The organism is Ruminococcus sp. RTP21484sp1_RTP21277st1_D2_RTP21277_210401, from assembly GCF_040924225.1.
In the GTDB taxonomy this organism is placed as follows: Bacteria; Bacillota; Clostridia; order Lachnospirales; family Lachnospiraceae; genus Blautia_A; species Blautia_A faecis.
This window is the reverse complement of sequence record NZ_JBCOMJ010000037.1, coordinates 26,354-42,216: the sequence shown is the minus strand read 5'-3', so window position 1 is coordinate 42,216 and position 15,863 is coordinate 26,354. Positions and strand designations below refer to the sequence as shown.

Sequence of the window (15,863 nt, the reverse complement as noted above, 5' to 3'; positions counted from 1 at the left end):
GCGCTTCGCGATGCACAGAAATCATGCATTCGCATGATTTCGCGCCGCACTTCTCGGGTTTTCTGTGAACTACGTTCACAAAAAACACCTCGCGGAATGTTACCAGTGAATAGTAACCAGAACACTACTCCAACCTGGCTGCTACTATTAACCCGGCCCCTCAAAACGTATTGTCAAAAATAAAATCTCAGCATAAATCAGGGCAAACTCCCGAAGAAATAGAAGTCTGTCCCAATATCCTCCAATATTCTATTTTCTTATAATTCTCTTACTCCACATTCTTCAGCGCCACATCCATTGGAATCTTCTTGATCCTTCTAAATTGCAACAAGGCTACCAGCACATACGCTCCCATTCCCATCGCAAACATCTCCGGATAAACCGCTGGTTTCAGATATAAGGTCAGCCAGCCTGAGAAGGATGACATCAGATATCCGTAAATTCCATATATCGTCCAGGTAGACAGCAGCAGACTGAGTAAAATGGACAAGATCACCACCCAAGTAGTGGATGTAAGATACAGGCTGTTGATTTCTCTGTTCTCATACCCCAGAATCTTTACCATAGAAATGGCATTGGCATTCTTTTCAATGATCAGCTTGGTAAGCAGATAGATCAGGAGGGCAAACAGCACAACTGCAAATACATTGATCAGCTGGAACATTTCTCCCATAGACACATCCAGCTGACGGCTGACCTTTGTCAGATCGTCCTCCGTAATTGTTGTTGCGATCAGATCCTCATCCAGATCTGTGATCTTTTCCCGGGAAAAATAACCGTTAAAGTAATCTTCCTTTTCCCCAAAGGTTTTCCTGTAGGAGGAAATCGGCATAAATACCGTCAAAGATGCCGGATAATCGTAGATTCCCTGCACCAAAAATTCATAGGTCTCACTTCCGTAAGCTTCCTTCAGCACAACGGTATCCCCGGTCTTTATCTTATACTTTTCTGCATAACCGTCAGAAATCAGAACTCCATCAGTTGGAAGTTCCACGCTTACATACGCACTATCGTCCGCGATTCCATAGACCGTTATGGTCTCTCCTTCCTGATCTGGCAATACATTTTTCATGGAATTCAGGCAGAATTTTTCTGCTGACTTCTCATTGGTTTTCAAAGATGGAGTAAGAAATTTCTGCAACATTCCCATAACCGTATATTTCTCATCTTCATCTGGTTCCTCCGGTACATTCAGCACATACTGGTACGGCGCGATCATGTTCTTCAAAATTTCTTCCTGATAATGATCCAGAAGCGGCTTCATCATCATTCCAAAAAGCAGCAGTACATTTGCAAAAAAGATTCCAATAAACAAAGTCAGATAACTGGACTTATTCTGCAGGATAATACGCAGCCGGAAGCGGTTGAAAAACTTAAAGTTCGGAAGACGCACAGCTTTTTTCCGTTTGGAAGCAGACAGATCATGACGCAGGAATTTCAAAGGAGAAAGACGCAGTTTCCCTGAAATCAGAATCAAATTGATTCCCAACATGATCACTACCGGAACCACTGTGGTCAATATAAATGCATCTGCATTCCAGCGTGTTTCATAGGTCGGCAGGCTGTAGCTGCCATAATACATACCTGCGCAGAGATCTTTAAAGGAGGTGTAGCCCAGCACGTTTCCAAGAGCAGAAGCAACCACAGTTACGATCACCGGCATGGAAATATAGTGGAACAGAAGTTCTCTTCTGGAATATCCGGAAGCACGCAGAGTCCCAATCACAGAAGCTTCTTTTGTAATGGTATTATTTGTTGTAACTGCAAACACAAAAGCAATGATGACGATCAGAATATACAGCAGCACCTCCATCATAGCCTTATCACCGCCCATATCTTCACCGGTAAAAGTGATGGCCTGATTGGAATAGGCCGGGATAAAGCCTGTCACATTTCCATATTTGACCAGAACCTCCAGGAAATCCTCAGACATGTTTTTTGCTTCAATATCATCCTTTGGTGCAGTCTCATACTGCCAGGAATAGCGGTACTCCAGATGGGTTGTTCCATAAGCATCCGCACCTTCCTCGGTCATAATACCCACACCAAATTTTACAGCATCAAACATCATATCGCTGTTATCGGAAAATAAACAACTGTAGTCGGGTAATGCCACAAATCCGGTAACTGTCAGTTCTTCTCCTGCGATTTTCAGCTTGTCACCAACCTTCAGCTTGTTATTATCTGCATACATCCGATCAATGGCAATCTCGTTCTTTGCAGACGGCATTGCACCTGACATCAGGCACACAAGATTCATATCGGTACGCTCCTGATAGATGCGCATGGTTCCCTCTTCCTCTCCATCCAGATCCGCATCTGTAGCCTCATCCCGATAAAAATTTTCGCAGATTCGTACTTTTCCATTTTTTTCAATTTTCTTTAAATCGCTTTCGCTGGCTTTCGAAGAAAGGGTAAAGTTGCCATGCTCGATGTTATATTTTTCGAAACCTTCGTCATAGGCAGCCAGCATACTGTCATCAGCCACAAGAAAGCCCGAGACAAAGCCTATGGTCAGTGTCATAAACAGAAAGATCACAATATATTTTCCAAAATCACTTTTCAGTTCTCTTGGAAGACGTTTCCACAATGGATTCTTCATAGCGCACCGCCTTACCAGTCCAGATCGTCAGCTGCGACTTTGGACTCATTGAGATAGTTTTTGCGGATCTGACCGTCACGAAGCTTCACTACGCGGTCTGCCATATTCTTAATGGCATCGTTGTGGGTAACCATGATGATGGTATTTCCGTACTTCTGGTTGACCTGCTCGATCAGACGCAGAATTTCCTTAGATGTGTTGTAATCCAGTGCGCCTGTAGGCTCGTCGCAGAGAAGAATGTCCGGATTTTTTACAATGGCACGACCAATGGCCGTTCTCTGCTGCTGACCGCCGGAAAGCTGGTTGGGCAGCTTATGTCTGTGCTCATAAAGCCCCAGCGTATGAAGCAGTTCATCAATATCAAGCGCTTTATCACTAAGATATGCTCCCACCTCGATATTTTCTTTTACATTTAAATTGGGAATCAGATTATACATCTGGAAAACATATCCCAGATGCTTCCGGCGGTAAAGAGTCAGCGCTTTCTCCTTCATATCTCCTGTTTTTTCCCCATCTATGGAAATATAGCCCTCATCTGGCTCATCAATTCCCCCGATAATGTTCAAAAGTGTGGATTTTCCAGAACCAGACGGTCCAAGAAGCACGCAGAATTCCCCTTTTTCCACAGAAAAATCAATTCCCCGAAGAACCTCTGTCCTACTGTCTCCGGAACCAAAGCCTTTCTTCAAATCTTTAATTTCAAGAAACATCTCTTTTCCTCCCTGTAAACCATTATCGTTCATGAACATTTTTCATAAAAAACAATTACAAGCATTCATCATTCTGTCTTTTGTTAGTTTATGCTAACTTATATTTATCATACCTCTTTTATCCGGTTATGAAAAGGAGGGGAATTGAGAATAATTCTCAACATCTGCATTTTCGCTTTTTCGAAAATTATTTTGTTAAAAATCACCTTTACCAAATTTTTCTTCTTAATTTTTTACATATTTTTTCACAGAAAATGTGGCATTTCCATAAAAAATTCGATATAATATTCACAATGTTTATAGTTTTTCACAACATTGTGAAATCTGTTATTCGGGAGATTTTTGCATGAAAAAAATAGCACTTATTACAGATGGCTGGGGACGTTATGTAACCTATACCTGGATTCAGGGATATCGAAATTACATGGCTGCCCACCAGTCAGATATGGATTTATATATTTTTCAGAGCTTTGGGAATTTCAGTATGGATGAGAAGCATAATGCAGGAGAATATAACATTGCACGGCTTCCGGATTTTTCAGAATTTGACGGCATCCTTCTGGATCTTGCCACCGTGTCCCAGTCAGACCTGATTGCAGAGATAATTGAACGCGCGAAGCTCAGCAACATCCCAGCAATTTCTCTTCTTGAGCAGATTCCAGGACTGTACCATTCCGGAATTGACAACTACGAAGCCATTACCCGGATTGTTGAGCACCTGATCGCAGAGCACGGATGCCGTACCTTAAACTTCATCGGCGGACCAGAATTTAACAGGGAAAATCAGCTCCGCTTCAAAGCTTACAGGGATGCCCTTCTTCGCCATGGGATTCCTTTCGAGGAGCAGCGCGTGATCCATCATAATTATGAAATTGAAACCGGAATCCAGGCATTTTCCACATTTAAAGAGAAAAACCTGCTTCCAGATGCCTTTGTCTGTGTCAACGACAATACAGCTGTAGGCGTCTGTCTGGCTGCCAAGGAAGCCGGATATTCCATTCCCGGGGATTTTCTGGTAACCGGTTTTGACAACGAAGATAAGGCTTCCTATTATGAGCCCAGAATTACCACGGTAGGCTTCTCCAAAGCCGATATCATGGAAAATGCCCTTTTAATGCTGGAAAAAATCTGGAATGGAAATGCAGAGGAGACTTATATATACGCACCTTTCACCTACGTTTTTCAGGAAAGCTGCGGCTGTATTTCCCAGAATCCACCTGACCGTGGAGAGTATGTAATCAAGCGCATTGTAGCAGAAGCACGCCAGAGCGATATGCAAAACTGGATGATGGATCTGAACCGTGTTCTCCTGGACTGTACAGGATACACAGAGCTTGCAGGACGTATGCAGAACTGGCTGACAAAGCATGGTTGCGGAAATATTTATCTGTTTTTGAACCCGGATATCTTTATGAGCGAAAATATAGATGCACTGCCTGAGCTTCCGGAGGATACTTATCAGACAGAAGGATACCCGGAGGAGATGGCACTGGTTTACCCGCCCCTGGATGGTACGAACCGGCTTCAGCTTAATCTGAAAGAAATTCTTTCACTTCCACAGACAGAAGCTACCAAAGGACAAAATATTTACCAGTTCTGTCCTCTGCATTTTCGTGAACGGGAGATTGGATTTCTGATCATCACCAATTGTGATTATCTTCTGGAGCATCAGTTCCTGTTCGAAACCTTAAATGCACTCCAGACTTCCATGGAAGCCCTGTATGCAAGACTTACCCTGCGTAAAATGAATAAACAGCTTTCTCAGCTTTACATCCATGATTCTCTCACCGGGCTCTACAACCGGATGGCTTACGAGAAGCTTGCCATGCCTCTTTTCCATCAGTGCATGCAGGAAAATCAGCCAGTTGGAATCATGTTTGTGGATGCAGATCACCTGAAATATATCAATGACACCTTTGGGCATGATATGGGAAATCTTGCTATCAGCAGCATTGCTTCCGTCCTGCGGCAGCACTGTCCGGCAGAGTCCGTTTCCATACGCTATGGAGGAGATGAATTCGTATGCGTGATTCCTGATTATAATAAACAGAAAATACAGGAGCTGGCTCATACCCTTCTGGATTCTCTGGAAGTGTTTTCTGCCAATAGCCGTATGGGCTTCCCCATTGAGGCAAGCATCGGATGGGTAATTGCCGATGATCCGGATCTGCCCTTGAATGATTATATCAATCTGGCAGATGAGAAAATGTATTCTGTGAAAAAGTCCAGAAAAGCAGAGCGGAAGGATTTCTAAACGGACAGGGGACCTCTGGCGACATCACCATATAGGAAAGTCAGTTACTTTGCAGCTGACGTTCAGAACTTTCCTTGTAAAAAAATGTATGATGCCAGATCAGGAAAGCAAGAACTGTCCAGATCTTGCGGCTGTTGTCCTTTTTCCCTTCTTTATGTTCTCTCAGAAGCTGGAGCAATTTTTCTGTATGGAAAAATTCTTCAGCTTCTTTTGATGTGAACAATTCTTTCACCATCTGATACCAGTCGTCCTGGCGCAGCCACACACGGATGGGGATTGGAAATCCCAGCTTCTTCCTTCCGTCAGTATCCTGAGGGATATACTTCGAGACCGCCTTTCGGAAAATATCCTTCGTTGTACCATCAGCAATCTTAGCTTCCTTAGGCAGCCCAGCTGCAAGCGTCCATACATCCTTGTCCAGAAACGGCACCCGCACTTCCAGGGAATGAGCCATACTCATCTTGTCCGCTTTCTGGAGGATATCGCCGGGAAGCCAGTAATTGAGGTCTACGGACTGCATTTTCTCCATATCCTGAAGGTGAGATTTCCCCAATCCATCCCTTCCACTTTTCTTTTCTATACGGCACACTTTATGTGTGTGCTTAGTTCTGTCTGTCTTTTCAAGGAAACGGTCATTTTCAATTTCTTTATAAAACGGCTTCAGGAATTCCTGGGTTGTCTGCCCTGTCACGCCTCCTTTTAAAATCTGATTTTTCTCTTTTTCACCATAAATATATGCATTTCCGATAAATCGTTCTTCTACTTTCTTTCCTGCGCGTATCAGGAAGTCCCTGCCTTTCACATCTGGCAGTTTCGCTGCCAGCCGGCCCACAGCCCTTCTGATTCCAAATGGGATCCAGCCAACCATTTTCAGAGCTTCCGGCTCCCGGTAAATGTTATATCCACCGAAAAGCTCATCCGCGCCCTCGCCGGAAAGCACTACTTTCACATGCTTCGCAGCTTCCTGTGCCAGAAAATAAAGGGCAACTGCGGATGCATCTCCTGAAGGTTCATCCATATGGTACATGACGTCTGGAAGGGAATTCCAGAATTCTTCTTTGGAAATGATTTTTACATGGTGCCTAAGGCCTGCTGCTTTCGCAACCTGGGCAGCTTTTTCCACCTCATTGTAGCGATTGCCTTCGTCAAAGCCTACAGTAAAGGCCTGGTCTGCTCCGGAAGCTGCTGCCAAATAGCCAGAATCCACACCGCCGGACAGAAATGCGCCAACCTCCACATCGCTTAACATGTGGTGCTTTACGGAATCGTCCAGGATGGTTTCAAGCCTGGCCTGAAGCGGCTGCATGTCTGGATTGTTTTCTTTTAACTCATTGACATTTTCATCCCTGCGAGTCCCAACATTTGAATTCTCTTGACTTTCTTCCCATTGACCGAGTGTAAGTCTGGCTTTAAAATACGATTTTATTTCATATTTTCCATCTCTATAAATAAGCACATGCCCCGGCATCAGCTTATAAATTCCTTTAAAAAAGGTCTCTTCCAGTGCTGAATATTGAAAGGACAGATACTGCTCCAACGCCAGTCTGTTCACTTCTCTCTTATACCCTGGAAACGCCAGAATGCTCTTGATCTCAGATGCAAATACGAAATGCCCGTCGATCTGCGCATAATACACCGGCTTGATTCCAAAGAAGTCCCTTGCCAGCATCAAAGTCTGCTCCTTCTCATTCCACACAGCAAATCCGAACATTCCCCGCAGCTTGTCCAAGGCCTTTTCCCCGTACTTCTGAATGGTATTCACCAGCACTTCCGTATCTGAATGGGTGCGAAAAGAAATGCCAGCTGCCTCTAATTCGGCCCGCAGTTCTTTATAATCATAAATCTCTCCGTTAAAAACAATCTGCAGATTCCCATCTGCACTTTCCATTGGCTGCTGTCCATCCTCCAGGTCAATAATACTGAGCCTTCTAAACCCAAGGGTAATCTCGCCACCACAAAAAGAGCCTTCACTGTCTGGCCCTCTATGTTCAATGGATTTCATCATTCTCTCGATCACAGCCTTCTGGTCATTCCTGTGACCGGTAAATCCACAGATACCGCACATATCTTCCTCCGTGTTTAACCGCCGCGTACTTCTGCCACGGCATTATATTTTTCTTTTCCCTTTACGCTTCCTCTTCCCCTTGAGTATGCAAATGGCACAGAATGTACCTTGAAGTGAACTTTAGAATCAAAGTTTGAGATATTATAACATAAACCAAAACTGTCCATGTATTTACAATTTTCTCATACCAGCCTACAATACCCGAATTCAAGTGAAATCTACCGCAAAGTGGCATGTAAATTACAAAATGATTTTTGGTATAAAATCGCCCCTGCGGAAAAAACGGAACCACTGATTTCTCAATGCTTCCGCTTTTTCCGCAGGCGGTCAATACAGAGGTTTCTTGTGATTCGTCCGCAAAAATGTGCCCAATTTACTTTTGTAAATCAACCGTAATACTCTCACCTACCGGAACCGCCAGATCTTCCGGTGCCTGGTTTTCGCCATATACGGTTCCGATTTCTTCTATATATGCATCTTCCGATTCCTTCTGTTCGTAGGAAACGATTTCTCCTGCAGTTCCTGAAAAATGATAAAGCTGCAAAGTTAATTGTTTTGCATGATTTGGAATTTCAAGATTTTCTAATTCAAAGATCAAATTCGGTTTTTCATAGGAAGTGAGATCAAAAACATATTCATTTCCTAAGTCGTCTTTCCCTCGAATCCAGAATTCATCATCTTCTGCCATATCAGAAAATGATCCTGAAATAGTACACCCGAAGATATTATATTTCATTTCTGAAAGCAAAAACGTCTGATTTTTCTCAATTGGTATGGAGGTTTGAATGTCAATCTCCTTTGTATCCGCTTCCAAAACTTCTGGATCTGCTGTAAATGAAAATTCATACGCATCCTTCTCTTCAACCTGCCCATTTTCATTTTGAAACGTTCCTATTTCAATTTCAAATTTCTGGGAACGATCAGCTTTACTTCGATTAAACTTCGCTACAAAGTATTTAGAAGCTGTTTTTTCTGATCCTGTGCTGTTATTAAGCGCATATTGCCTTTCTAACGCTAATGCCTCCCCATCAACGGCTGCCTGGACACTGTTCATGGAAATATCATTTTCGTCATTTTCGTCTGTCAGAGAATATGCAACCCAGAGACTTTTTTCATCCGCAGCAACCTCCTCCAAAGAAACCGCAATCCCATTTTTTTCAATTGTCTTTTGGATTGCTTTCACATATTCATCTGTGCCCTTCTCAATTCCTAAAATCCGCCCAATAAGGGAGGTCATTTTATACCAGGCTGCTTCCACCTTTTTCTGATGAATAAGACCAACGCCAATGACTGCCACTAATAGGATGCAGGCGGCCACCCCCCTTATGTAATGCTGGACTATTACGATTTTATTTTCTTTCCATGGTTTAGCCGCCTGATAGATGTATTTCTCATCGATCTCCTCAAACGCAGTTAAAAATTCCCACCCTTTACTCTCCTTCATAGCCAGCCTCCTTTAACAAACCATAAAGTTTTTTCCTACTGCGAGCCAAAATTGACTTGATCTTGCTTTCCCCACAGGCATGTCGGTCCGCTATCTTTTTTATAGGATCCATATACCAATAACGCCTTATAAAGATATCCCGGTCACGTTCGGAAAGCTTCCCTAAAAAGAAGTCAAACAACTTTACAAGTTCCTTCTTTTTCAGGTAGTCCTCAATGTCAGAAGAAATTGCATTTCCAATCTTTTCCACCTCTCCTGCAATATCCTCCATATGGGAATCCACTCGTTTCTGCGCATTTCTTTTGCGATAGCGGTCTATCGCTGTATTTCTTGTTATTTTAGAAACAAAGGAAGAAAAAACAGATGGTCTCCTGGGCGGAATGTTATTCCATGTAAAAAGCCATGTATCATTTACACACTCCTCGGAGTCTTCCCTGTTATACAAAATATTCTGTGCAATCCTATAACACATATTCTGATATTTGTTTTTTGTCTCTATAATTGCATTTTCATCTCTGGCAAAATACAAGTTAATGATCTGTGAATCATCCATCCTGTGCCCTCCTTTCTTTTTCACTTTATATCACGTATTTTATTACAATTGGTCGCAAAAAGAGAATTTTTTATTTTCCTTCCTGATCCAATACCTCTGTCACATAGCTGCCTTGTCCATCTACGGCAATTACTCGTTCTTTACCGTCTTCAGTTTCAATAATCTGCCCTATTGATACTTGATCCTGCGGTCCCTCAATACTCAAATCGTGATTTTCCTTAAATGTACCTAATGGATATGGATACATTACCCGTTCTCCCTTTGCATTGAAAAATTCATGCAATTCAACTCCAGAACTGGCAGCTACTGAAACTGCACCAATCAGCATGCTTACTGATACTCCAATCAATAACAGTTTTCGTTTCATCATATTCATCCTACCTCATCTCCATAATTTTTTCAGCTATAAGCTGTAAACAATATTTTCCAGTTTTCTCTTTTGTAGTTACTTCATTCCTTTTTCACTATATATCACGTAAAATTTTTGCGTCCGTTGCATACCCTGAAAATTATGTAAAATTTATTTCTATTTTTGCTGCATAAAAAAGACACCAAATCCTTTTTGAACATTCTCTAAGGTTTTGGTGTCTTATAAAAAGTATAATATTATTTCTGAAGCACAAAACGTGCCTGCTCCAGATTTTTCTTATCCACAAGGATTTCATACTGCTTGGCCTGCTCCGCTGGATTTCCTGCACTTCCCACACGTCCCCTGAGCGTTCCGCTGCCTGTCCATTCTCCCAGCTGGTCTTTTACTTTGTACTTATACTTAATGTTTTCTCTATCCAAAACATCTCGGATCTCATTAAATCTTTTCAAGTCTGTACCAATCCATAGGCTTTCTGAATTAAATGCTGTGAACATTCGCTTCTCCCCCTTTCCATTTCACCTAATTAATTCGTTCAATAATTTTTGAATTTCTTCTGAACAAATCAACATTCTCATTTTCTCATTACCATCCTCAGTCTCAGGTTTACCGCAACGAAGATTATTCGGATGTTCTGATATACAGCAATTTTTATACCAGCATTCCCCCATGAGTGCCCCTTTAACAGACCACTTCTCATTTTGCGTAAACTCACCTACCAGTGATTTCATTACCCGCTCTGTAGAATATCTCTTAAAGCCAGCCAGATACTGCAGCGTCTTTTCATCATCAATCTTGCTCAAATTGATTCTATGATCCTCAATTGCCGACAAAACAGCTTCACGAATCCTGATTTTATCCTTCTTTCCAGAACCAGTCCATGGAACCAGATAATCAAATGCGAGAATCAAATATTCAAAACAGATCATATCCAGAATTATTATTCTTCCATTTGATTTTTCTGCTATGGATTTCAACAAACGATATTTATTACGGATATCCTGATTATCAACTACATAATCAAATGCAATATAATACTTATCTTCCTCTTCTGGTCTTAAATCTGATACTGCATTCAGAATGCCCTGATTACTTTCCTTGCTTTCAACTACAAGAGCATTTTCAAAGAAAAGTTGATTAACCAATTTCCAGAAATGAAGTCCTGCGCCGGTATCCTCAGTCCATAAGTATTTCATATCACAGTTCCTCTTCCAGCGTTATCCGATTTCCCTCAACCTTCAAAATCTTGAAACTCTTATCTGATACATTAAGACCATCACAATTTCTTGAAAACAGCATATATTGATTTGAAAATTCAAAATTGATAAATCTTCGGATTTCATCATTAAGCAAAATATCTGCATTGTCAATTACAATAAAATTACCACGGCACTGTTTAAGCGTCTCCAAAAGATTATCCGATTTATAATTAAATAATTTAATTCTTTTATACTCATCAGTAAACCTTAAATCTTCCAGCATTTCATAGAGAACTGTTTTGCCGGTTCCACTATCTCCACCAACAAGAGTAATTCTGTCATCAAATACTAAATCATAGGAAAAAGGAGCCGCTTTAAACGTAATATTTTTATAAATCATCAGTTTCTCTCCTTTCATACTCCCTGCTCCACCAAGCATTATACCCTTTACTGCCAGTTACTACATCCGAATCATTGAATCTGAACTTTGCACTATCCGGAATATCAGCCAGTGATGGTCTGGACATATAAATTTTTATGTTGTCCATTGCAAAAATGATTTTTAGCACATTCGGTCCGCATTCTTCTACACAAATCACTTTATCAGGATGTTTTACAATATTAAGCAAAGTCTTACATCCGGAAGATAAATTACGAATGGTACCCAATCCATACTTTGTTTCGATGTGCTTATCTGAAGTTAATTTGGCATTATCCACTTGCTGAATAAGTTCTTTCTCATTTTGGGTCATTTCTTCGTTTCCGGTATTCAAATTAAAATATAAATCATTTTGAATGATCCAATCTTTTGACTCTTTTTTTTCTGTATATATATCAATCATTCAGCGTCACTCCTTTGATGGAATTACCGTACCATAGTTATAATATTATTTAAAATTCCAAAATAGTTCCTTGTGTCAGTTTTATTATATCATCATCCCAGTTGGTTAGAAAAGCAATTTTTGTTAGGATTGTTCTTTTATAGAATCATTAATATAAATTCCTGATTGCCAAAATACAAGCTATCGCCTATACTTCTTTTATAAAGAAATAATTGGTATCAACACTGCAATCAGTGTATGAATACAAAATACGCTTACGAAAGGGGGACTTTTTATGAAAATGAATCGTGTGTGGAGGGTTCACACTTCCTAAGCCTAACCCTCCGAATAAATTCTGGAGGAATTAAAATGGAAAATCGAATTACTGTCCGTGAAGCAGTCACGGAAATCGAAATCGCTGCTTTCTGGGAGCAACTTTACAATTACTACAAACGTGATATTTTTCCTGATTCTGTAGACGGGGAGCAAAATCATTTCCTCGGGGGCGAATATCGACAACATATGGAGATAATTCACAAAAGACCACAAGATCGTTGCTACTACCTGCTTTTTTATCAAAATGAACAAAATGTAGGTTTTGCAATGCCTGTGATTTACACAAGCGAAGATGGAAAATGTTTTATTATGGACTTTTGCGTTTACCCTGAATTCCGTGGAAATGGTATGGGAAAAGAATGTGCCAGAGCACTTCTGAAATGGGCTGAAAAAAATGGGGCATTTTATGCAGAGCTGAACTATAGCGGCAACGTTCGACGAAAACATTTCTGGCAAAGCATTGGTTTTGTCCAAAATGGTTCTGACCAGTGGGGTGATCCCCTAATGCTCTTTTCCCCAAAGGAGAGAGCCCCAATCTCAGTGGAAATCCTCACTGATTCTGAAGACTGGCAGCTTCAAAAACTGGAAAATGGTTTTCGAGCTGAAGTCGGAGTTCCTGCATTAACGGAAGAAATGTGTAGTCGACTCACTGCCGCAATACAAAACGGCAAAACCATATTTTTTCTTGCCAAACGTGGCTACCGGGCAGTTGGAATGTGCAGCATAACCAGATATTTTTCTTCTTCCCTCTGCTCTGAAACCGGATTTTTGTCCGATATTTATATAGAGCCGGTATTTCGCAAAAGGGGCATTGCTCATATGCTCTGTGAAGCAGCAATGGATTTTTGTAAGGAAAACAATATTATAAATCTATCCGTTTTTTGCAGTTCCCGAGAAGAAAATTTATTTCAACATCTCAATTTTAACACCAACGTGAGTGTTATATTAATGCATTCACATTAAATCGCATTTTAGATAACAGAGCGCTATATCCCATCTAGATATAACGCTCTCTTCTATAATATCGTACTTCAGATTTTATCAAAAAAACGGAACCACTGATTTCTCAATGATTCCGCTTCTTAGTTACGTGTGTTAGAGGATTCGAACCCCCGGCCTTTTGGTCCGTAGCCAAACGCTCTATCCAGCTGAGCTAAACACACATTTATTACTTGTGAAGTATTTGTCCCTCACAACAATGGATATTCTACACGATACCTGTGGTTTTGTCAACACCTTTTTGGAATTTTTTTTAAATATTTTTTTGTAGGTATTTTTTGCACGATTGGCACTATTTAAAAAGCAATTCTAAAGCGTGTTTGAAAAAGGCTTTCTGCAAGATGTGCGTCACAATTTGGCAACACTCCCACAATTATCCATTCTGTACTGTGCCTTCCTATCTCCTGGTCTTCTTCGCCTGCCAGTTCAGCACAGCGCCAATCATATAAATAGCCGGGAACATCAGCATACGGATCACAGATGCCGGATCAAAATCTCCGAAATTCAGGGTGACGATCACCTCTGCCACAACCTCTGCAATAAGAAGGCCTCCCATTCCCACACAAAGGCCTGCATTCTCCACCTTACCAGCCTGTTTCACACCAACCACGCCAGCTGCCAGGTAGATTACTCCTGCCACCAGAACCATCACATTGCTTGCCACCAGCTGGCTGTAAGTCATACCGTTCTGATTCAGATATTCCACAACTGCGCTGTCACTGCTGCCCTTCATAACCAGGGAAAGCGTGTTTCCACTTCCAAATGCCAGCAGAACGCCAAGAAAAAGCAGGAGCATTCCTCCCACCTTCAGGATGGTCTCTCCCGGTGCCTGTTTTTTCAACATAATCCAACTCTCCTCATTTAATAGAATTTTCAAAAACACATTTCAAAAGGATCTAACATTTTTTCTATAAAAATTACGGACAGACATATAAAGTCTGCCCGGTAATTTTTATAATTTACACAATCAACAAGCCAAAGTCCATGCTTGCATGAAACCTTAGCGACTGCTGCGATAACGAGTCCAAACTCGCAGAGCGTGTTTTGTCTCGTTTCCAATTTTCTTTAGCTCTTACTTACGCATCCAGAAGAAACGCCTTATAAGCCTTCTTCGCCTCGTAAACATCCGCCTTGCTGGTAACCTCCCACGGTGCATGCATACTGAGAACAGAAACACCGCTATCAATTACTTCCATACCATAAAGAGCTGCGATAAAAGCAATGGTTCCGCCGCCGCCAACGTCAACCTTACCAAGCTCAGCAGTCTGGAAGCAAATCTTATGATCGTCAAAAATTCTGCGGACTCTTGCCACATATTCTGCATTGGCATCATTGGAGCCGGATTTTCCACGAGCACCTGTAAACTTGTTGAGAACGATACCTCTTCCAAGATAAGCAGAGTTCTTTTTCTCAAAAGCTTCTGCAAATGCAGGATCATAGCCGGCACTTACATCTGAGGAGAGCATGCTGGAATTCTTCAGAGCCTTTCTCAGTCTGAGATCTGAATACTGTCCCATTGCATCCAGAACCTCAGCTACGCTGTTCTCAAAGAAGTGAGACTGCATACCTGTTGCTCCCACGCTTCCGATTTCTTCCTTATCAACAAGGAGACAGCAGCTTGTACGCTTCGGTGCTTCCATCTCAAGAAGAGCCAAAAGGGAAGTATATGCGCAAACTCTGTCATCCTGTCCATAACCAGCGATCATGCTGCGGTCAAGACCACAGTCACGAGCCTTGCCAGCGGGAACGATCTCAAGCTCTGCAGAAAGGAAATCTTCCTCTTCCACACCGTATTTCTCATTCAAAATACGAAGTACATTCTCCTTAACAGCCTCTTTCTTCTTGTCATCCGGAAGATCCTTCAGCGGCTGGCTTCCAATCAGGATATCCAGCTTCTCGCCCTCAACAGCCTCGGAAGCCTTCTTCGCCATCTGCTGTCCTGCAAGATGGATCAAAAGGTCTGTAATGTAAAGAACTGGATCGTCCTCATCCTCGCCGACAGTTACATTTACAACAGTGCCATCCTTCTTCACAATTACGCCATGCATTGCCATTGGAAGAGCAACCCACTGATATTTCTTCACTCCACCATAATAATGAGTGTCAAGATAAGCCAGATCCGTATCCTCATATAACGGATTCTGTTTAATATCCAGTCTTGGAGAATCAATGTGCGCACAAAGGATATTCATACCCTGTGCCAGATCATCCTCTCCAATATGATACAGGGCAATGATCTTCTGCATTCCAACCTGGTAAACTTTATCTCCTGCTTTCAGAGCTTCGCCATTTTTCACCTTTTCTTCAAGGGAAACATAGCCTGCTTCCTCAGCCTCTTTCACAATCTGTGTAATACATTCACGTTCTGTCTTTCCTACATTTAAGAAGTGACGATATTTCTTTGCCACAGTTTCCAGATCCTGCATATCAGCATCTGAATATGTGAGCCATGCGTTTGGACGTTCCATAATCTATATCCACCTTTCTCCTGTTTTCATTTTACACAGGGAAAA

At 41.7% G+C, this 15,863-nt stretch carries 14 protein-coding genes and 1 tRNA gene; 2 read left to right on the top strand and 13 right to left on the bottom strand.

The window, feature by feature from the left end; all coding sequences use genetic code 11:
* Positions 1 to 268 precede the first annotated feature (268 nt).
* Both AB5706_RS19855 and AB5706_RS19850 read right to left on the bottom strand, forming a co-directional pair.
* Positions 269 to 2,602 carry an ABC transporter permease gene (locus tag AB5706_RS19855; protein ID WP_173771660.1) on the bottom strand — a complete coding sequence of 778 codons (2,334 nt, stop codon included), beginning with the start codon at positions 2,600 to 2,602 and terminating at the stop codon, positions 269 to 271.
* A gap of 11 nt (positions 2,603 to 2,613) precedes the next feature.
* On the bottom strand, positions 2,614 to 3,312 hold the full coding sequence (locus tag AB5706_RS19850; protein ID WP_118581841.1) for an ABC transporter ATP-binding protein: 699 nt from the start codon (positions 3,310 to 3,312) through the stop codon (positions 2,614 to 2,616).
* A 346-nt stretch (positions 3,313 to 3,658) separates the two neighbouring features.
* Here AB5706_RS19850 and AB5706_RS19845 point away from each other — a divergent pair, with 346 nt between their 5' ends.
* Positions 3,659 to 5,566, top strand: a complete 1,908-nt coding sequence (locus AB5706_RS19845) for a diguanylate cyclase domain-containing protein (protein WP_148461793.1) — start codon at positions 3,659 to 3,661, stop codon at positions 5,564 to 5,566.
* 40 nt (positions 5,567 to 5,606) lie between these two features.
* On the opposite strand, the gene asnB is transcribed toward AB5706_RS19845, so the two are convergent.
* The 8 genes from asnB to AB5706_RS19805 all read right to left on the bottom strand — a co-directional run bounded on the left by asnB (position 5,607) and on the right by AB5706_RS19805 (position 12,036).
* Positions 5,607 to 7,631 carry an asparagine synthase (glutamine-hydrolyzing) gene (gene asnB, locus AB5706_RS19840; protein WP_173716982.1) on the bottom strand — a complete coding sequence of 675 codons (2,025 nt, stop codon included), beginning with the start codon at positions 7,629 to 7,631 and terminating at the stop codon, positions 5,607 to 5,609.
* A gap of 373 nt (positions 7,632 to 8,004) precedes the next feature.
* The gene (locus AB5706_RS19835) at positions 8,005 to 9,075 is read right to left on the bottom strand and encodes a DUF4179 domain-containing protein (protein WP_173734943.1); all 1,071 of its coding nucleotides are present in this window, start codon (positions 9,073 to 9,075) and stop codon (positions 8,005 to 8,007) included.
* A complete protein-coding gene (locus AB5706_RS19830; protein ID WP_173734944.1) occupies positions 9,062 to 9,628 on the bottom strand; it encodes an RNA polymerase sigma factor in 567 nt (188 codons plus the stop codon). Before AB5706_RS19830 ends, AB5706_RS19835 begins: the two co-directional genes overlap by 14 nt.
* 70 nt (positions 9,629 to 9,698) lie before the next feature.
* Positions 9,699 to 10,004, bottom strand: a complete 306-nt coding sequence (locus AB5706_RS19825) for a hypothetical protein (protein WP_148461797.1) — start codon at positions 10,002 to 10,004, stop codon at positions 9,699 to 9,701.
* Positions 10,005 to 10,234: 230 nt separating this feature from the next.
* Positions 10,235 to 10,492, bottom strand: coding sequence for a hypothetical protein (locus AB5706_RS19820; RefSeq protein WP_148461798.1), 258 nt, complete (start codon positions 10,490 to 10,492; stop codon positions 10,235 to 10,237).
* A 21-nt stretch (positions 10,493 to 10,513) separates the two neighbouring features.
* Positions 10,514 to 11,191 (bottom strand): hypothetical protein, encoded by a 678-nt coding sequence (locus tag AB5706_RS19815; protein ID WP_148461799.1) that lies wholly within the window; start codon positions 11,189 to 11,191, stop codon positions 10,514 to 10,516.
* 1 nt (position 11,192) lies between these two features.
* Positions 11,193 to 11,594 (bottom strand): ATPase, encoded by a 402-nt coding sequence (locus AB5706_RS19810; protein ID WP_148461800.1) that lies wholly within the window; start codon positions 11,592 to 11,594, stop codon positions 11,193 to 11,195.
* On the bottom strand, positions 11,584 to 12,036 hold the full coding sequence (locus AB5706_RS19805; RefSeq protein ID WP_173771658.1) for a DUF4869 domain-containing protein: 453 nt from the start codon (positions 12,034 to 12,036) through the stop codon (positions 11,584 to 11,586). Before AB5706_RS19805 ends, AB5706_RS19810 begins: the two co-directional genes overlap by 11 nt.
* 348 nt (positions 12,037 to 12,384) lie before the next feature.
* On the opposite strand from AB5706_RS19805, the gene AB5706_RS19800 reads away from it, so the two are divergent.
* Positions 12,385 to 13,314 carry a GNAT family N-acetyltransferase gene (locus AB5706_RS19800; protein WP_368366285.1) on the top strand — a complete coding sequence of 310 codons (930 nt, stop codon included), beginning with the start codon at positions 12,385 to 12,387 and terminating at the stop codon, positions 13,312 to 13,314.
* Positions 13,315 to 13,440: 126 nt separating this feature from the next.
* On the opposite strand, the gene AB5706_RS19795 is transcribed toward AB5706_RS19800, so the two are convergent.
* From AB5706_RS19795 to AB5706_RS19780, 3 genes are all read right to left on the bottom strand, one after another.
* Positions 13,441 to 13,514: transfer RNA gene (locus tag AB5706_RS19795), tRNA-Arg, on the bottom strand.
* Positions 13,515 to 13,747: 233 nt separating this feature from the next.
* A complete protein-coding gene (locus AB5706_RS19785) occupies positions 13,748 to 14,194 on the bottom strand; it encodes a metallophosphoesterase family protein (RefSeq protein WP_173771655.1) in 447 nt (148 codons plus the stop codon).
* A gap of 232 nt (positions 14,195 to 14,426) precedes the next feature.
* Positions 14,427 to 15,818 carry an aminopeptidase gene (locus AB5706_RS19780; protein WP_173771653.1) on the bottom strand — a complete coding sequence of 464 codons (1,392 nt, stop codon included), beginning with the start codon at positions 15,816 to 15,818 and terminating at the stop codon, positions 14,427 to 14,429.
* Positions 15,819 to 15,863: the final 45 nt, after the last annotated feature.